The organism is Rhizobium sp. 05L419, from assembly GCF_056397845.1.
This window is the reverse complement of the sequence record NZ_JBFTOF010000006.1, coordinates 224,189-241,235: the sequence shown is the minus strand read 5'-3', so window position 1 is coordinate 241,235 and position 17,047 is coordinate 224,189. Positions and strand designations below refer to the sequence as shown.

Sequence of the window (17,047 nt, the reverse complement as noted above, 5' to 3'; positions counted from 1 at the left end):
GTTCTCGGCGGGCAGTCGCACTTCAAGCCTACTTGCCGGGCTCGAATACCATCGAATGGCCGTTGATGCAGTAGCGCAGCCCCGTTGGCGGTGGGCCGTCGGGGAAGACGTGGCCAAGATGCGCGTCACAGTTGCCGCAGCGAATTTCCGTGCGGACCATGCCGTGGGTCGAGTCGCGATACTCGGTGACAGAATCGGCAGACACCGGCTCGAAATAGCTCGGCCAGCCGCAGCCGGCGTCGAACTTGGTGTCCGAGCGGAAGAGCGGCGCATCGCAGCAGACGCAGCGATAAAGCCCGGTCTCGAACGAATCCCAGTAGGGGCCGGTGAACGCCCGCTCCGTGCCGTGCTGGCGGGTAACGCGGTATTGCTCAGGCGTCAGTTGTTCCTTCCATTCGGCATCTGTCTTGTGAACCTTGGCGATCGTCGTGTCGGCCATGGGCTTGCTCCTTTCGCGCTGGGGGGGCGTTCGATTTTTCGTCAGTAATGTGGTGCGTACCGCGAAATCGATCAAGGGATAGATCTTTCGGCTGAGCACCTGGCCTACGCATATTGGGGCACTCAAATCGCCCGTCGTTTGCCTGTATCTTGGATCAATCGTGTCGACGCGGTACGGTCGGGAGGGATGCCGTGCTCCTTATTCATGTTCTGTGCGGGGGATACTGCGCTGTTTCGGCGGTATTCCTGCTGATCACCGTTCTGGAAGGCTGGGCCTTTCACGGCGGCTGGACGCTGGCGCGCATGATGGGGCTTGTCCTCTGCCTCGCCTGGCCGCTGCTGGTGATTGCTTTTCTGCTGCACAATCACGTGTCATGCAGGTTCGCAGGCGCAGTCCGGCTCGCTTCCCTGTGAGAAACGCGCCTTTCGTCCGAACAGAGCTTGAGACGGCGCGCGTCTTCTCCTAAACGTTACGGGCACTTCCGATTTCAGGTCGGCTTTCAAAGCCTTGCGAGCAGAGGAGGGGACATGGCCGATGTGACGGCATTGACGTTCGCAGCCCTTTGCATGCCGTTTCTTGGTGCTGTTCTTGCCCCCTTCCTTGTCCGCGCATTGGGCGCGAATGCGGCCTGGCTGCTGGCGCTGGCGCCCTTGCTGGCCTTCCTGCATTTCTTCAGTCTCCTGCCGACGCTCGCCGTAGGCGGGATCATCCGCGGCGGTTACGTCTGGGTGCCGAGCTTCGATCTCAGTTTCTCCTGGCTGCTCGATGGCCTGTCGGTGACGTTTGCGCTGCTGATCACCGGCATTGGCGCACTGGTGGTGCTCTACGCCGGAGCCTACCTGAAGGGCCACCCGGATCAGGGGCGCTTCTTTTCGTTCATTTTCCTCTTCATGGGCGCGATGCTCGGCCTTGTCGTGTCCGACAATTTCCTGGTGCTGTTCGTCTTTTGGGAACTCACCTCGATCACCTCGTTTCTGCTGATCGGCTTCGACCATCGGCGCGAAGCCTCGCGCCGCGCTGCGCTGCAGGCGCTGGTGGTCACGGGCGGCGGCGGGCTGGCGCTGCTGGCCGGGCTGCTGCTGATCTGGAGCGTCACGGGCGCGGTGCAACTGTCCGTCCTGTTGCAGTCGGGCGACCTGCTGCGCGCCAATCCGTACTACCTGCCGATCCTGTTGCTCGTGCTTGGCGGCGCATTTACCAAGTCGGCGCAGTTTCCGTTTCATTTCTGGCTGCCCAACGCCATGGAGGCACCGACGCCGGTTTCGGCCTACCTGCATTCCGCAACCATGGTGAAGGCGGGCGTCTATCTGTTGATGCGCCTCAACCCGGCCATGGGCGATACCCTCGCCTGGAACATCCTGCTTCCGGTTTTCGGCGGGGTGACGCTCATCGTCGGCACGCTTTTGGCCGTGCGCCAGACTGACGTGAAGCTCAAACTCGCCTACACCACCGTGTCCTCGCTGGGCCTGCTGGTGCTTCTGACAGGCTTCGGCGCGCCTTATGCCATCGAGGCGGCGGTACTGTATCTGGTCGCCCATTCGCTGTTCAAGGGCGCGCTGTTCATGGTCGCCGGCATCATCGACCATGAAACCGGCACGCGCGACATCACCCGCCTCAGGGGGCTTCGAAAGGCGATGCCGCTGACATTTGCGGCGGCGCTTGCTGCGGCCGTTTCGATGGGTGGCCTGCCGCCGTTTTACGGCTTCCTCGCCAAGGAGGAGATTTATGCAGCACTCGCGCACGGTGATCCGCGTTCCATCATATTCACCGTCGTCGCCGTCTTCGGCAATGCGCTGATGTTCGCGATCGGTTTTGCCGTGGCGCTGAGGCCATTTCTCGGCGCCCCTGCCGAGACACCGAGGCATCCGCATGAGGCGCCGCCGCTGCTGTGGGCCGGTCCGGTCGTGCTGGCGCTGCTCGGTCTGGCGGGAGCGCTGTTTTCAGCAACGGCGCACCGTTACATTTCCTCGCCGATGGCCTCGGCGGTGCGCGGTTCGGAGGCGCAAATCGAGATTTCGCTCGTGCCGCATATCGGCGTGCCGCTGTTGCTCTCGGTGCTCACCGCCGCCTTAGGCATCGCAGTCTATTGGCAGCTCGACCGTGGGCGCGTCCTGATGGCCTCGCTGTTGCGCATGCTCGGAACAGGCCCCGACCGCGGCTTCGACCACACTGTCGCCGGTCTCGTGCGTTTCTCCGCCCGTGTCACGCGCGTCATCCAGCCCGGACGGCTGGAACTCTATGTTACCTGCACTTTCCTCTGTGTCGCGGCGATCCTCCTCGTGCCCCTCTGGCTCTTCGATGAATGGCCGTCTCTTCCGCCATGGCCGGCGGGCGTGCAGATTCACGAATGGGCGATCCTGCTTCTGGCTGCCATCGGCCTTGCCGCCGTGGTCGCCGCACGAGACCGGCTGACGGCGATCGTCTCGCTTGGCATCCAGGGCTTTTCTGTCGCCATCATCTTCCTGCTGTTCGGCGCGCCCGACCTTGCCTTCACCCAGTTCATGGTCGAGACGCTCTCGGTCGTTATTCTGGCGCTGGTGATGACGCGTCTGAGGCTCTCACCGACCGATCGAAGGCCGCTTCGGCAAAAGCTGTTCGATGGCGCCGTGGCGATCGCCTGTGGAACCGGCTTTGCCTTGTTGTTGATGAAGGCCACCGAAGCGCCTTTCGACACGACGCTGACGGATTTCTTCAACACCTATTCCAAGGCGATCGCTCACGGCGCCAATGTCGTGAACGTCATCATCGTCGACTTCCGCGGCACCGACACCCTCGGCGAAATCGCGGTCGTCGCGATCACCGGCCTCGCCATTCTGGCGCTCATTCGCGTGCGGGCCGAGACGGAGCGCAAGCTTGCCGAAAACGATCCCGATGCGCCTGACGATCTCGGGGTGGAACGCCCATGAGTACGCTGATCTTCCGCACCATCGCCCCGGCGCTGACCGCACTGATGTTGCTGTTTTCGGTCTTCGTGTTGTTGCGCGGCCACAACGAACCGGGCGGCGGCTTCATCGGCGGACTGATTGCCGCGTCGGCGCTCGCGATCTTCGGGATTGCCCGCGGCGTCGGTTCGGTGCGTCGCGCGATCGTCTTTCACCCGCTGGCGATATCAGGCGCGGGTCTGCTGATGTCGTGCTCGGCGGGCCTCCTGTCGGTCGCTTTCGCCGTTCCGTTCATGACCGGCCTGTGGATCTACCCTGAGATAGCAGGCGTCGAAGTGCCGCTCTCGAGCGTCATGCTCTTCGATGTCGGTGTCTATCTCGTCGTCGTCGGCGCCATAACCTCGATCGCGCTGGCGCTCGAGGAAAGGGAGGTCGATTGATGGAGCCGGTCTTTGCCATCCTCGTCGGCCTGTTCTTTTCAGCCGCCGTCTACCTGATGCTGTCGAAGTTCTCGATCCGCATCATGCTCGGCATCGCCATCCTCGGCAACGCCGTGAACCTGCTGCTGTTCACGGCCGGCCGGCTGACGCGCGAGGTGCCGCCGATCATTCCGGAAGGCCTCGACACGCTGCCTGCCGGTGCCGCCAATCCGCTGCCACAGGCGCTGATCCTGACGGCCATCGTCATCTCGTTCTCGTTCCTCGCCTTCCTGCTGGTGCTGACCTACCGCGCCTATCAGGACATCGGCACCGACAACACCGACGAGATGCGCGTCGCGGAGCCCGACAATCCGCCGCTGCCGCCGTTGGGGTATTGATCATGGCAGCTCCGACCGGAAAAATCGCGGATCTTTCAGCGGCATTCGTCACCGAGCCTGTACCGCTCGACAACTGGCTGGTCATCGCGCCGGTTGCGCTCTGCATCACTCTGGGCGCAATGCTACTCATGGCCCGGGGCTCCATCCGCCTGCAGGCATGGATCGCCATTCCCGGCCTTGCCCTCTTGGCGCTGACCGACGCCGCCCTGCTTGCCAAGGTGGTTGCGCACGGTCCCCTGACCATGGTCATGGGACGTTGGCTGCCGCCCTTCGGCATTGCCTTCACCGTCGATCTGTTCGGCGCGCTGATGGCGCTGACGGCGGCCATCGCGGCCTTCGCCGGTGGCATCTATGCGCTGGCCGACATCACTGACAGCGGCCGCCGCTACGGCTTCTTCCCGCTTTTGCTGATGTTGATGGCGGGTGTCACGGGCGCGTTCCTGACCGGCGACGTCTTCAACCTCTACGTCTGGTTCGAAGTATTGCTGATCTCCTCCTTCGGCCTTTTGATCCTAGGCTCCGAGCGCAGGCAGATCGACGGCGCCATGAAATATGCAGTCCTCAATCTCATTGGGACGACGCTTTTTCTGATTGCAGTCGGCATCCTCTATGCCGTTTTCGGCACGCTCAACATGGCCGACATAGCAACCAAGGTCGAGGTCACGCGGTCGGCCGCACCGATGATGACGCTGTCGGCGCTCTTCCTGCTTGCCTTTGCCATGAAGGCCGCCGCGTTCCCCGTCAATTTCTGGCTGCCTGCCTCCTATCATACGCCACGCATCGTCGTCTCGGCGCTCTTTGCCGGGCTGCTGACCAAGGTCGGCGTCTATGCGCTGATCCGCATCATGGTCATGCTGCTGCCGGTGGAGCGGGAGCAGCTGAGCCTGCTGATCGCAGCCGTAGGTGCGGCGACCGTCGTCGTCGGCGCGCTCGGCGCCTTGGCGCAGGACGATATCCGCAGGCTTCTCGGCTACGTCGTCATCTCAGGGATTGGCAACATGCTGATCGGCGTGGCGCTCGGCACCTCGGGCGGTCTCTCCGGCGCGGTCTTCTATGCGGTGCACTCCATGGTGCTGATGACGGCGCTCTACCTGCTCGCGGGCCAGGCGGCGCTGCTGGGCGGCAGCTTTTCGCTGGCCGGCCTCGGGGGGCTATATCGGCGAAACGGCGCCTTTGCCGGCGTTTCCCTTGTTCTCTTCTTCGCCGCCTGCGGCCTGCCCCCGTTCTCCGGCTTCTGGCCCAAGGTCATGCTGGTCAAGGCGTCGATCGATGTCGGGGCATGGTGGCTGGCGGCAGCCATCCTCGTCGGCGGCTTCCTGACGACGATCGGCTTCGGCCGCTTGTTCCTGCTGGCCTACTGGCGACCGGCGGCGACGGGTCGCGAAGCGGCCGAGCCGATCGGATGGCGGGCCGCGTTGCCCCTGCTGATCCTGTCGGCGCTCGTCGTCGGCTTCGGCATATTGCCGGAGCGGTTGCTGGCGCTGTCGCAGGCTGCGGCGGTCGGTCTGGCGGATCCGTTCCCTTACGTTCAGTCGGTCTTTCCCGGAGGCGTCGCGCCGTGATAGGTGTTTTCCTCAATCTGCTGCTGGCGATCGCCTGGGCCGCCGTGACGGGCAGCGCCTCGGCCCACAATCTGGCCTTCGGCTTCGTGCTTGGCGCACTTGCGCTATTCGTCGTGCGCGAGCCCTACGGCAGCCGCGGATATCTGCGGCGCTCTTTTGCCATCCTGTCCCTGGTGCTGCTGTTCCTCCGGGAGCTCGCGCTCTCCGCGTGGAAGGTCGCGCTCACCGTGCTCAGCCCCGACATGCAGCTGAAGCCGGGCATCCTTGCCTTTCCGCTGACTGTCGATCGTGATTTCGAGATCACGTTGCTTGCCAACATGATCACCCTCACTCCGGGCACGCTGTCCGTGGATGTCTCCGATGACCGCAGGACCCTCTACGTTCACGCGCTGGATTGCTCCGATCCGGAAGCGACGAAACGCGACATCGCGAACGGTTTCGAGCGCAAGATACTGGAGGCGTTCCGATGATCCCGCCGCTTGCGATCGTTTCCGCAGCCGCCGCCGTCGCTCTCGTGATTCTGGCTGTCGCCTTCCTGCTCGCTGGCTGGCGGGTCGTGGCAGGGCCGACGCTTCCGGACCGTATTCTTGCACTGGATACACTTTCGGGCACGGCGATCGGTTTTACTGCCGTGATCGCGGTCAAGACCGGCTTTGCTCTTTACATCGACATCGCCATTTCGCTCGGCCTTGTCGGCTTTCTCGCCACCGTCGCCTTCGCGCGCTTCGTGATGTCGCGTGGCGGCTTGACCGAGCGGCACAAGCCCGAGCGGCACGCGAAGACCCGACGAGATGCGAAAAGAGCGCGGGCCGTCACGAAAAAGCCCGATGGCACCTCCAAGGGCAGTGGGCGAAAAACCAGGAAGGGCAGGAATTGACAGACTATTTTGTCGCGATCGTTGTCGCCGTCCTGCTGCTGCTGGGTTCGCTTTTCGCGCTTGTTGCCGCCCTCGGCATCCTGCGTCTGCCGGATCTCTACACCCGCATGCACGCCGCGTCGAAGGCGGGAACGGTCGGTTCCGGTTTGCTGCTCGTTGCCGCCGGCATCAACTCGGGAGAACTTGCCATTTTTGTCCGTGCCATCGCAGGTTTCGTCTTTTTTATACTGACGGCACCGGTTGCTGCACATCTGCTCGCGAGAGCGGCGCACAAGACAGGTTATCGACTTCAACCGCCTTCCGTACGTGACGATCTTCTTGAAAGGTAAGAGCGCTGCCGATTCAGTATTTTAAGCAGTTTTTTGCAGCTTTAAGCAGTGCCGCCGATGATTAATGTTTCGGCACATTCTTATTAATTCTTAAGAGATGGGCATTTTTCGGCGGATATATATGAAATAATAATTGGCGTTTTCGCAAAACGGTGATAATTGATTGTCCAAGTAGAGTTCTGATATTGAATTAGAATCACATTGCTTTTTTCCTCAGTGACTTTGGATTTCAGTGTTTAATTGAGGAGACGACGTGGATGCGATCGTACTAATTTAATATCAGGCAGTATAAGAACGGGTTTCGGCCTCGGAATCTAGGGGTGGATTTCAGTTTTTCGAAACATGTAGCCGCAGACTGAGTTTTTTGCTGTTCGCTCTACGATAGCGGTCTGGGACCAAGAGGCCCTAGACGTTTTGAGCATGCAAACAGGAGAAACGAAATATGACGGATACTGCAGCCGCCGGTAGCGGGCCGGAATTGCTGGTGGAGCTTACCGCAGATATTGTCGCCGCCTATGTCAGCAACCACGTCGTACCGGTGGGCGATCTCGCCAACCTCATTTCCGACGTGCATTCGGCACTCAGCAATACTTCGACGCCGCAGCCTGCAACAGCGGTCGTCGAAAAGCAGAAGCCGGCTGTATCGGTACGCAAATCCGTTCAGGACGAGCAGATTACCTGCCTTGAATGTGGTGGCAATTTCAAGTCGTTGAAGCGTCATTTGATGACACACCACAGCCTTTCGCCTGAAGAATATCGCGAAAAATGGGATCTCCCGGTAGACTACCCGATGGTAGCTCCGGCCTATGCCGAAGCGCGTTCGCGCCTCGCCAAGGAAATGGGTCTCGGTCAGCGCCGCAAGCGCGGTCGCGGCTGACACCCTTTCAGACTTCACGAATACGAAGAGCCGGGCGTGAGCCCGGCTTTTTTGTTGTGCGCCCAGCATGGGCGTACTCTTGTGGGTGCAAGTCCCACCGTAAGCTGGTCATGGCGAGCGAAGTGAAGCGCAACTGCGGAAGGGCGACCGACCGTGGGGAGGAAGCGTGGATCGAACCTGCGGGCCGATGGACAAGAATCCGGATATGAGGCGATGCCGACCAGGGCGAGCGGGCAACAAACCGTGAAGCTCTTGTGACCAAGGGGCGGTGGCGTAAATCCGGCGGTCGTGCAGTGAAGGAGTGCGTTCTTACCTGGAGATCTCGCCTTGCGCCTGAAAGGGCGACGGTGTCGAGCCGGAGCGAGAAGTCAGCAGAGGCCGTAGTAGGGAGCGCCTTGGCGCGAACAAGGGCCGAAGGAGAGAGAGTGAAGTTCCCACCGAGGATGAGCAAGGCCATGCGTCAGATGCCGGGATTATCCGGGAGATCGGAGAGGCAAGCGGGTGAAGCCCGTCGGAACTCCGATCTTGACGAAGCCGCGCCCCCGCCACGGAACGGTAACGACACAGGCGCGGGGCTGCTTGAGGCGGCCCTGCGGCGAGAGAACCTTCTGCGGGCGTGGAAGCAGGTGCGGGCAAATAGAGGCGCGGCAGGCGCGGACGGGATGTCGAGGGAACTGCACAACGCGGGCGCATCAAACGCCAGGAATCGCCGCTGGCCGGCCTTTCGCGCCTGAAGGACGGGAGCGGCAGCCCGTTCCTGCCCGAGATCGCCGCCGCTTCCGACGAGAGGCTTCTTGCGGATTTTACCCGCGGCCAGCTTCAGCCGTGCGTCACCGCATCGTGGAAACCGCGCCTGTCCGACAATACCAAGGGAATGCGCGGCGGCGGCATGGCTGAGCTGACGACAGCGCGACGGCTGCGCGCATCACGGTCAATCACGCGTTGACGGCGCTGTCGCGTCACTGCAATCCGCCAGCCCCCGCGCGCCGCCAGCGCTTCGAGCATGGGGAGCAGAAGGCTATCGCCCGGAACAATGATGCCGGGCGGCGCGGGTGCAAGGACCCAATGGCCGAAGGCCCCAAGGATCAGGCCGCAGCGCGCACCCGCGCCTCTTCGCGGATCCGGTTGACCATCGAGCGCAGCCCGTTGGAGCGCTGCGAGGACAGGTTTTCCACAAGGCCGATCTTCGAAAACACCTCGAAGGCGTCGAGGGCTGCGATGTCGGACGCGGTCTTGTCGGAATAGGTGGCCAGCACGATGGCGACAAGGCCGCGTACGATATGCGCGTCCGAATCGCCTTCGAAGGTCATCAGCGGATTGTCGGGATTGCCGGATGTATGCGTGACCAGCCATACCTGGCTGGCGCAGCCCATCACCTTGTTGGCTGACGTCTTCTTCTCGTCCGCAAGGTCCGGCAGCGCCTTTCCGAGCTCGATCACATAGCGATAGCGATCTTCCCAATCGTCGAGGAAGGAAAAATCGTCGATGATCTGATCGAGGGACGTCATGGAAAAATGGCCTTTCGTTGTCATGTCTCATATAGGTGAAACACAGCCAGATTTGAACCATTAAAAAGAAACGCCGCGAAGGATGGGTATCCTCGCGGCGCAGCAAAATGCTGGAAGGCAAACAGAGCAGGCACGTCAGGCACAGGGCGGCTCCGCGTCGTGCGGCGCACCGGTGCAAGCTTTTGGTGCGGGATATCCCGCGAAATTCTTCAGGTTGCCGGTCGTGGGGTCGGCAGCGGAATGGTGCCTGTGGTCACGGCATCGGACGCCATGTCTTCGCCGTCATCGACAGGCGGGCGGTAGGGCATCGGTTGATTGAGCGCTGCGGTCTTCTGCTCGTGGATCTGAGCAGCGGCCACGCCTGCAGTCTGCGACGGCGCCAGCGCTGCGGCGGGAACCGTCGGTGCAGCCGCCGCGACAACGGGGTTCGCGCTCTTGCCGTCACCGAACCGGTTGTCGAGAAGTTCGAAGGCAACGCGGGCGCCTTCACGGGCACGGTGGCCGAGCGCCGAAACCGTTTCTGCGCCCTTGACGCAGACCTCGGGCTTTTCGCCGCACAGGCCGCTCAGATAGTCGTATGCGCCGGTCGCGGCGACGAAAGCGTCGGAAAACTGCAATGTCGGCTGGCTGGCAACGTCCGTCGAACGCTCGCCGCTGAAGAACGACAAGAGCACGAGCACAAGTCCGAACCAGAACGATCCTTTGATCAGAAACCACATAGTCGTTGCCCATCCTGTTTTCCGTTCGGTCTTGTTGCCGAATCGGGCCGGTTCTCCGGTGTGACTTCACCTTAGAGAGAACTTGCGAATGCCTGTTTTCAAAACTCGTCGGCATTTGCGGCAAATTTAGTTCAAATTTTAATCGAAGGCATCTTTGGCGCATTTCGGTCGAATTGTAGCGACCGCCGTTAAGCATGCGAAGGCCTGCCTCCTGTAATTGCAGGGATTCCTTGTGGCGGGGTTGCCACAAGCGTTAACGACAACGTGAAATATGAGCGAAATCCGTCGCTTACTCGCTGTTAACCGTAAAAAACAAAGCCGCCCTGCCGTGCTCCAAAACGGGACTTTTGGCCCTTTCGGCCTGTGGAGCGGCGCTTTCCTTTATTCTTTCCTTAAGCGCCCGCGGCCTATTGTCAGCACTCGGTAAAGAGCCTTTTTTGGGCGGGTATTGCGTGCGTATATTGAGTGAAATCGCAGATCGGGCGGCAGCCCTCGTGGACCGGACGGCGGAACGCTGGCTCTCCGGGACGGGGGGAAGTGCAGCGCTGCGCCAGCGCGAGCTCGTCATTCTGCGCCGCCTTGCGCTCCTGTCATCGGCGGCCCTCGTCGCCGCGCCTGTCGGCCTTTCCCTGATCACCAGCCCAGCGGTGGCCTTGCCCGCAGGCGTGGCGGCGGTCTGCGCCGCTTTCCTGTTTTCCGCTGTCGGGAGTATTGCCTTGTCCCGCCAGAGCGTTGCCACATCGGTTGTGGCGACCCAGTCTGCCGAAGACTTCTTCATGGAAGCGAGCGCCGGGCTCATCCTGTTCCTTGATCCTCAGGGCGGCGTCATGACCGCCGGTGGTCGCGACAAGCGCGACTATCTTGCCTGGATGCGCCCCCTGGAAGGCAAGGGCTTCGTCGAGCAGATCCACGTCTCGGACCGCATCGTCTTCCTGCAGGCGCTCGATCAGCTGCGTCAGGGGGAGGACCAGGCCACCGCCGACCTCAGGCTTGAGCGCCCGCCGCTGTCACGCGACAACCGGCAGTTCTCCTATCTCAGGACCGACCTTACGGCGCGGCGCGATGTCGACGGCGTCCTCCTGAGCGTCGTGGCGCAGCTGCGGGACGTTTCGGTGGAGCAGCAGTTGCGCCTCGAGGCTCATAACCACGCCGTGGAGGCGCAGTCGGCCAATGATGCGAAGTCGCGTTTCCTGGCAGCCGTCAGCCACGAGCTGCGCACGCCGCTGAATGCCATCCTCGGTTTTTCGGACATCCTGCTCGGCGAATATTTCGGCAAGCTCGGGAATGACCGTCAGCGCGAATATGTCGGGCTCGTTCGCGATTCCGGCGCGCACCTCCTCTCCGTCGTCAACACCATGCTCGACATGAGTAAGATAGAGGCCGGCCGCTATGAGCTGCTTCTCGAAGGCTTCGATATTGGCGCGGCAATCCGCTCCTGCGAAGCGATGCTGGGGCTGCAGGCAAGGGCCAAGGGCGTTTCGCTGACGAGCCGCATCCAGCGGGGCCTCGAAGACGTCGTTGCCGATCAGCGCGCCATCCAGCAGATCCTCATCAATCTCGTCGGAAACGCCGTCAAGTTCACCGAGGCAGGCGGTGCGATCTCGATCGACGCCTCGATGCGCGACGGCATTCTCGAGCTCTGTGTAAGCGATACCGGCATCGGCATCCCGTCCGACAAGCTGGAGATGCTCGGCCAGCCCTTCGTTCAGATCCAAAACGAGTATACCCGTCGGTTCGAGGGCACGGGCCTCGGCCTGTCGCTGGTAAAGGGTCTCGTGGCGCTGCACGGTGGCGACTTCGCGATCGCCAGCACGCCAGGCGCGGGCACGATCATAACGATTTCGATTGCGGCGGATGGCTCGGGCATTCCGGCAGCCGACGCTGCCAGCAACGATCCGGTCGAGTTTCCGCCGCGACTGAAGACCGCGCCGGCCTATGCCGGCATCTTGGAAGAGGGGCTTTTCGATGGCCGTGAGCAAGCGAAAATCGCCTAAGGGAAGGAAGGACCGGCAAAAGCCGGGTCTGCTTCTCACGGGGGCCAGCGTCGTCGGCGGTCTGGGACTGCAGGGCGCAGGCGTGCTCGGTGGTATCATCGGCCGCAACCCGTCGATCGCCGGTGGAACGGCTGCGTTCCTCGTCATCTTCAGCTTCGTCGCCGCCAACGCGCTCTGGTATCAGCCGGGCACCCATCCGCATCCCTTCCTGCGCACCCGCGATCCGCTCTTTCCGAATGTACTTGGCGGTCGTCCGCCGGTCGAGCAGCATGTGGGTGAGGTCACGACCTTCAAGATCGAGCGGCAGGACGAGGCGGACGCGTCACAGACGACCAACGCCACGCCGCCGGCCGCCCCGGGCGGCCAGCCGGCCAGCCGGCTCGTCATGGACATCCAGAGCGAACTCGTGCGCCGCGGCCTCTACAACGGCGCTCCGGACGGCTTCATCGGTCCGCGCACCAGCGCTGCGATCCTGTTCTTCGAGGAAACCGTGGGCATGCCGCAGAAGGGCGACGCGACACCCGACGTGCTGGCGGCCCTCAGGACCGACAGGGTCGGCCCGTCGACCGTGCCGGCCGAGCGGCCGCGCGAGGACGTGTCCTCCAGGGCGGCCGCCGAGGATCCGGTCGCCGCCGCCATCCGTAGCGCGGAGAAGACCATCAAGACCGCGCCGACCCCGGCGAGGCAGGTGCAGTCTGCGGCGCTGACCAGCGTCGACCTGGTGTTGAAGATCCAGAAGGGCCTGGCCAACATGGCTTACACCAATGTCGGCGTCGACGGCGTGGCCGGCGAACAGACCCGCGTCGCCATTCGGCACTTCCAGAAGCACTACAATCTGCCGGAGAACGGCGAGCCCAACGAGGCCGTGCTGAAAAAACTCAAGGAAATTGGGGCGCTGTGATCGGTGCAGGCCGTCATAGGCAACCCGCACAAGCCATGGCATTGCAGCCATCGGCGGGCCGGCCTATATCGCGCTCATGAGATTACGCACCGACATCTTCGTTTCCGCACTGCTGCGCCGTGTTTTCGGCAAAGGCGATTTCGCGGCTATCGAGAAGAAGGGAGCCGAGGAGGCCGGCGCAGTCTTTATCAGGCAACGTTTCCGCGATGGGCTGGAAACGCTCTATGGCCCGGCACCGCAGAGTTTCTTCGATCGGGAGGACAGCGGCGATCGGCTGTTCGAGATCAGGTTGGCGCGGCAGGAGGCCGACCACGTCCTCGACATGCTGGACCGCGAACGCAGGTTCGATCCAGATCTATGGATCGTCGAGCTTGAAGCCGATGATGTCGATGGCATCGTCCCGATGGTCGACGAGCGCAAGAACCCTTTGTAGCGGGAGGAAGTCGTTGTAGCCGGTATCAGCGCGCGCGGCTGATGATCCGCATGTCGCGCGCCGGGGGCACCTGGCGTGTCGGGCGGTTTGCGGGCACCTGCTGCGCCGCCGTTGTCGACTGCTCCGGCAGATAGGTATAGCGATCGGCCCGGCGCCAGGATTCGACGCGAGCATTGCATTCCTCCGGATCGAGCGCATCGAGCACCATCCAGGCGCGCGTGACGTTATGCTGCGTCTCTGCCAGATGCAGGTAAAGCTTCTCCAGTACGAATACGGCGTCGAGAAAGTCCATGCCGAGGCTTGTCAGCGTCGTCGCCAGCTGCTGTCCGGACATGTCGAGCATGATGCGTTCGGCAAGCCAGCGGCTCGCCGAAAGCGCATCGGCAAGCGCCGTTGCAAACTGTGGTGCTTCCCTGTTGCGGGCAAAGCGGACCAGCAGCGCCGCCTGAACGCCTGAAAGGGTCCTGAGGCCCAGACGGTCGGCATCGTCCCGCCCGAGATGGCGCGCGAGCCCCTTGATCCGCTCGCGCGTCTCCTCTTCGCGGTTGATGAGTGCCGTCTCCGGACCGCTGTGGGAGGGCACAATCGGCGGCGGCACGAAGACCCGTTCCTCGACGCGCTGGGCTGCGGGAGGCGTCGCTGCCTCTTCCATCTGTTGCGGTTCGGTGTGGCGCAGTCCGACCAGGGCATCGATCACCCTCGGAGAAAGCGTATCGCGGCTGACGATCGCCCTCATATGCGCACTGCCCTGCATGCGGGCGATCGCGATCAATGTGTCGTCGTCGATGGCGGTCGAGGAGGTGAGGAAAGGGGCTGCGATCCCGACCGGCTGGCAGCCGACGAAAAGCGCAACCGCCTGCGGGATCTCAGGGCATTGGGAGAGCGCCGCGACCGCCTGGCGCTTGGCTTCGTCGGAGGACGCCGTAAAGAGGGGAGTGAACAGTTCAGCAAACTGTCTGAGTTCGGATCGCGTCGGCGGTTGCAATCCCTCGAAACTGCTGACAGTCGCCATGAGAACTACGTCCTTCTTCCGGCTGGCGGAGGGGGCCTCTAGGTCTCGAAACCGGTCACGCACAAGAACACACCCTGGAAATGCAAGAGGGATGCCGCAGGACTGGACGCGTTGGATAGACGCCCTCTACCACATACGGTCTATGAACAAATCCTACAGACGCAGGGTTAATGCTTGCTGAAGATTTGATTCAAATTGTACCGGAATGGACGCCGGGTGCCGGCGGGCAGCGCGGGACAGACCGCTCAGGGCCTCGTGTTCAGGCCCCGTGTTCAGGCAAGCTGAAGCGCAAACGATCGCCGGCTCAAAGAGCCTTGTGTCCGCGCAGCGCCAGCAGAAGCCGTTCGCCGTCATTGTATCCGGACTGATAGAGATCTAGCGCCGCGGAAGCGGCTATATGTGCTTCGGAGCTTTTGATATCGACGTGCTTTTCGGCGCACCAGGCGTCGAGTGCGTGTCGCAATACATCCAGATCTTCAGGGGAAAATGTCGAACCAATCAATAAAGTCATTTGCCTGCCCACCCTGGCTAACACATTAGACCCAATATGACATCAGTCGCCCTTGCCCTTCGGCTGATAGGCCTACCTTACCTCCATGGCGGCGAACTGCAATTAGTATTTTCGTGATGTAAATATGCAACAGTAACGTTTGCGTCGACCCTCGATCCGCGACGCCTGCCTAAGTGTATGAATCAAAGCTAATTTTCAATTTGCCGATTGATGACCATTCTTTTTCGAGGAATGCTGAAACCAAAGAAGGTAGCAACGCGTTTATAGGACGGCGAATGCCGGATGGAAGATTAGCAATCTGTTAACTCTCATATGTCTCAATTCGGTCAAGGAACGACGCGGCCGGTACTCGGCCGCAGGTATCCACGTCACGGTATTTTCAAATAGTGCCGTGAGAAGGCGCGAATGACCTGAGAGCCGGGGGTTCGAAAGGACGCGTTGGTCCGCGAAGGCGGGCAGGGTGAGATTCACGTAGTTCATCCGTCTCGGGCAGTGCAGGGGGACGAGCATGGCAATAGTCGTCGCATTGGCTGACCGTCTGTCTCAGACGCATGGCCGCAAGGACAGAAAACCTGTGGAGGCGCAGATCCTGCTCTTCACGGGCGTACGCTACGAACGCCTCGTCGAAGGCGCGAAACGCCCCATGGGCCGCCGCGCAACGCGAACGAAGAAGTAGGAAGCCACCTCAGTTCGAAGCGCTGGCGAATTCGTCGCAAGCGGCTTGCGAAAGGAAGTTCGTTGCCGCCGCGTCGAAGCTTGCCTGAGGGGCAAGCGTCCTCAAGACCGCATAGCCTTCTGTGCGCGTCGTCTCGACCAGAATGGTCTTTTGCAACTCCTGCGGCAACGCCTTGCGAAGCTCGGTCAGCTGGATCGGCGTTCCGATCAGGATATCGAGCGCGCCCCCGACCGATGTCCTGTCGTTCATGCTGAAGATCTCGTTGGATGCCTCGTCGTAGAGCGCGGTCGACCAGAAGGGTACATTGCCCTTTGCCGTGAGACGCACGGGATTCTCCTCAATATCGTAGGAGCAGACAGCCGTGCGCACGAATGGATCGTCGTTCGACAGGCCGGCCGTGTCGTTCGTCGCGCCGAGCAGGTAGAAGGTGTCGAGATCGCCTTCCGACGCAACGCGGGTTGCGGCGTCCTTGCCGGTGAAATGGGGCAGCGACAGGATGATGACGAGATGCAGGAGTGCCGCGCCGAAAAGGCCGGCAAGCAGGCCAAATACCATTCTAAGCATTGCCGCACCCCGTCTTCAGGAGTTTCGGCATGGCAAGGTCGATCACCCCTGAACTGCCGGCTGTCGGCGTGTCGAAGAGCGTCAGTACCAGCTGGAAGGTTCCCGCTGCCGGCAGCGCCAGCCAGTTGCCCGGCCGGGCTTGGGCGGAAATCTCGATCGAGAAGCTGCTGTCCGGCTGGCGCAGCACCGTCCAGGAATTCAACGCGCCAGGCAGGCCGTCCTGCAGCGAAGCCGGGTTGCCGCTGTTGTCGGCGGTGAAGAGCGTCCAGATGCGCGCGGGCGGCGTCTGCCCGACGAGCCGGTAGCTGCAGCCCGCGTTCAGGCGTTGCCCTGCATCGTCCACCTTGGCGGTAAACATCAGCCCTTCGGCGCTTCCATAGAGCAATTGGCCTGCTCGCGCCCGATGCGATTTGGCATAGGGGTCGGCGTCTTCGGTCTGCAATTCCGGAAAGGCTTCCCACGCGCCAAGCTTGATCGCGCCGAAGCCTGCCGTCGCATTCAGCGCATAGAGCGAAATCAGAATCCCGCCGCCAAAGGCGATAATCAGCGTCATCGCAATGAAGAGAGGAAATCTAAACACCGGGCGCCCTTGATAGACAAATCAGTTGAAAGGGTTACCACTGATTCTAGCGTGGCGGAATGGTCGAGGCGCAAAAGGGGCAGTCTGACATTGCATAACGCATCGCGTTATTTAACGACAAACGATATAGCGGATCGCATATGATCTCGAGCTTTGCCGATGCTGAGGCAGAGTAGGAGTGGGGCGGTGGCCGAAGCAGAAATTGCCCCCAATGTTCAAGCGATCGCGCTCAGAAAGCTTCGTTCCCGCTACTGCGGCCTACCAGACGGCTTTTTTCTTGGACTGCAGGCCGACCATGACCTCATGGAGCGGCATCGCCAAATTCACGGCGACCTCTCGCGTATCACGCCGCGCGTCGCGTGAGCC

The 17,047-nt window shown here is 61.9% G+C and carries 22 protein-coding genes; 15 read left to right on the top strand and 7 right to left on the bottom strand.

From position 1 onward, the window contains the following. Positions 1-28: 28 nt before the first annotated feature. Positions 29-439, bottom strand: coding sequence for a peptide-methionine (R)-S-oxide reductase MsrB (gene msrB / locus AC1DMK_RS10735; RefSeq protein WP_037062192.1), 411 nt, complete (start codon positions 437-439; stop codon positions 29-31). 191 nt (positions 440-630) lie between these two features. Between msrB and AC1DMK_RS10730 the strand changes: the two genes are divergently transcribed. The 10 genes from AC1DMK_RS10730 (at position 631) to AC1DMK_RS10685 (ending at position 8,729) form a co-directional block, all read left to right on the top strand. Further along, positions 631-852 carry a hypothetical protein gene (locus AC1DMK_RS10730; RefSeq protein ID WP_477858829.1) on the top strand — a complete coding sequence of 74 codons (222 nt, stop codon included), beginning with the start codon at positions 631-633 and terminating at the stop codon, positions 850-852. Between the two features lie 114 nt (positions 853-966). Continuing rightward, complete coding sequence (locus tag AC1DMK_RS10725) at positions 967-3,345, top strand: putative monovalent cation/H+ antiporter subunit A (RefSeq protein ID WP_477858827.1); 2,379 nt, start codon at positions 967-969, stop codon at positions 3,343-3,345. Next, entirely contained in the window at positions 3,342-3,761 is a 420-nt protein-coding gene (locus tag AC1DMK_RS10720; protein ID WP_477858825.1) for a Na(+)/H(+) antiporter subunit B, read from the top strand. The genes AC1DMK_RS10725 and AC1DMK_RS10720 overlap by 4 nt, the downstream gene beginning before the upstream one ends. After that, positions 3,761-4,138: a Na+/H+ antiporter subunit C gene (locus tag AC1DMK_RS10715; protein WP_037062187.1), complete on the top strand. Its 378-nt coding sequence runs from the start codon at positions 3,761-3,763 to the stop codon at positions 4,136-4,138. The genes AC1DMK_RS10720 and AC1DMK_RS10715 overlap by 1 nt, the downstream gene beginning before the upstream one ends. A 2-nt stretch (positions 4,139-4,140) precedes the next feature. Beyond that, positions 4,141-5,700, top strand: coding sequence for a Na+/H+ antiporter subunit D (locus AC1DMK_RS10710; RefSeq protein WP_477858824.1), 1,560 nt, complete (start codon positions 4,141-4,143; stop codon positions 5,698-5,700). Next, a complete protein-coding gene (locus tag AC1DMK_RS10705) occupies positions 5,697-6,170 on the top strand; it encodes a Na+/H+ antiporter subunit E (RefSeq protein WP_477858822.1) in 474 nt (157 codons plus the stop codon). The genes AC1DMK_RS10710 and AC1DMK_RS10705 overlap by 4 nt, the downstream gene beginning before the upstream one ends. After that, positions 6,167-6,577: a cation:proton antiporter gene (locus AC1DMK_RS10700; RefSeq protein WP_477858820.1), complete on the top strand. Its 411-nt coding sequence runs from the start codon at positions 6,167-6,169 to the stop codon at positions 6,575-6,577. The genes AC1DMK_RS10705 and AC1DMK_RS10700 overlap by 4 nt, the downstream gene beginning before the upstream one ends. Continuing rightward, a complete protein-coding gene (gene mnhG, locus AC1DMK_RS10695; RefSeq protein ID WP_037062183.1) occupies positions 6,574-6,906 on the top strand; it encodes a monovalent cation/H(+) antiporter subunit G in 333 nt (110 codons plus the stop codon). The genes AC1DMK_RS10700 and mnhG overlap by 4 nt, the downstream gene beginning before the upstream one ends. A gap of 442 nt (positions 6,907-7,348) precedes the next feature. Next, complete coding sequence (locus tag AC1DMK_RS10690) at positions 7,349-7,783, top strand: Ros/MucR family transcriptional regulator (RefSeq protein WP_037062182.1); 435 nt, start codon at positions 7,349-7,351, stop codon at positions 7,781-7,783. 691 nt (positions 7,784-8,474) lie between these two features. Further along, positions 8,475-8,729 (top strand): DUF6456 domain-containing protein, encoded by a 255-nt coding sequence (locus AC1DMK_RS10685; RefSeq protein ID WP_477858932.1) that lies wholly within the window; start codon positions 8,475-8,477, stop codon positions 8,727-8,729. Positions 8,730-8,868: 139 nt separating this feature from the next. Here the strand turns inward: AC1DMK_RS10685 and AC1DMK_RS10680 are convergent, their stop codons facing one another. Continuing rightward, on the bottom strand, positions 8,869-9,291 hold the full coding sequence (locus AC1DMK_RS10680) for a SufE family protein (protein ID WP_037062331.1): 423 nt from the start codon (positions 9,289-9,291) through the stop codon (positions 8,869-8,871). A gap of 209 nt (positions 9,292-9,500) precedes the next feature. Continuing rightward, entirely contained in the window at positions 9,501-10,010 is a 510-nt protein-coding gene (locus tag AC1DMK_RS10675) for a DUF5330 domain-containing protein (RefSeq protein WP_037062181.1), read from the bottom strand. A gap of 452 nt (positions 10,011-10,462) precedes the next feature. On the opposite strand from AC1DMK_RS10675, the gene AC1DMK_RS10670 reads away from it, so the two are divergent. From AC1DMK_RS10670 to AC1DMK_RS10660, 3 genes are all read left to right on the top strand, one after another. Continuing rightward, positions 10,463-12,004 (top strand): ATP-binding protein, encoded by a 1,542-nt coding sequence (locus AC1DMK_RS10670; RefSeq protein WP_037062180.1) that lies wholly within the window; start codon positions 10,463-10,465, stop codon positions 12,002-12,004. Then, positions 11,976-12,905 (top strand): peptidoglycan-binding domain-containing protein, encoded by a 930-nt coding sequence (locus AC1DMK_RS10665; RefSeq protein WP_037062179.1) that lies wholly within the window; start codon positions 11,976-11,978, stop codon positions 12,903-12,905. Before AC1DMK_RS10670 ends, AC1DMK_RS10665 begins: the two co-directional genes overlap by 29 nt. 76 nt (positions 12,906-12,981) lie before the next feature. Then, positions 12,982-13,338 (top strand): DUF1491 family protein, encoded by a 357-nt coding sequence (locus AC1DMK_RS10660; RefSeq protein ID WP_037062178.1) that lies wholly within the window; start codon positions 12,982-12,984, stop codon positions 13,336-13,338. Positions 13,339-13,363: 25 nt separating this feature from the next. Here the strand turns inward: AC1DMK_RS10660 and AC1DMK_RS10655 are convergent, their stop codons facing one another. Both AC1DMK_RS10655 and AC1DMK_RS10650 read right to left on the bottom strand, forming a co-directional pair. Further along, a complete protein-coding gene (locus AC1DMK_RS10655; RefSeq protein ID WP_477858817.1) occupies positions 13,364-14,413 on the bottom strand; it encodes a DUF2336 domain-containing protein in 1,050 nt (349 codons plus the stop codon). 241 nt (positions 14,414-14,654) lie between these two features. Continuing rightward, positions 14,655-14,861, bottom strand: coding sequence for a hypothetical protein (locus tag AC1DMK_RS10650; RefSeq protein WP_037062173.1), 207 nt, complete (start codon positions 14,859-14,861; stop codon positions 14,655-14,657). Between the two features lie 508 nt (positions 14,862-15,369). Between AC1DMK_RS10650 and AC1DMK_RS10645 the strand changes: the two genes are divergently transcribed. Then, positions 15,370-15,537: a hypothetical protein gene (locus AC1DMK_RS10645; RefSeq protein ID WP_196246753.1), complete on the top strand. Its 168-nt coding sequence runs from the start codon at positions 15,370-15,372 to the stop codon at positions 15,535-15,537. 9 nt (positions 15,538-15,546) lie between these two features. Here AC1DMK_RS10645 and AC1DMK_RS10640 read toward each other — a convergent pair whose 3' ends face one another. Then, on the bottom strand, positions 15,547-16,101 hold the full coding sequence (locus AC1DMK_RS10640; RefSeq protein WP_037062171.1) for a membrane protein: 555 nt from the start codon (positions 16,099-16,101) through the stop codon (positions 15,547-15,549). After that, positions 16,094-16,681, bottom strand: coding sequence for a DUF1214 domain-containing protein (locus AC1DMK_RS10635; RefSeq protein WP_477858814.1), 588 nt, complete (start codon positions 16,679-16,681; stop codon positions 16,094-16,096). Before AC1DMK_RS10635 ends, AC1DMK_RS10640 begins: the two co-directional genes overlap by 8 nt. Positions 16,682-16,867: 186 nt before the next feature. Between AC1DMK_RS10635 and AC1DMK_RS10630 the strand changes: the two genes are divergently transcribed. Then, positions 16,868-17,044, top strand: coding sequence for a hypothetical protein (locus AC1DMK_RS10630; protein ID WP_477858812.1), 177 nt, complete (start codon positions 16,868-16,870; stop codon positions 17,042-17,044). Positions 17,045-17,047 lie beyond the last annotated feature (3 nt).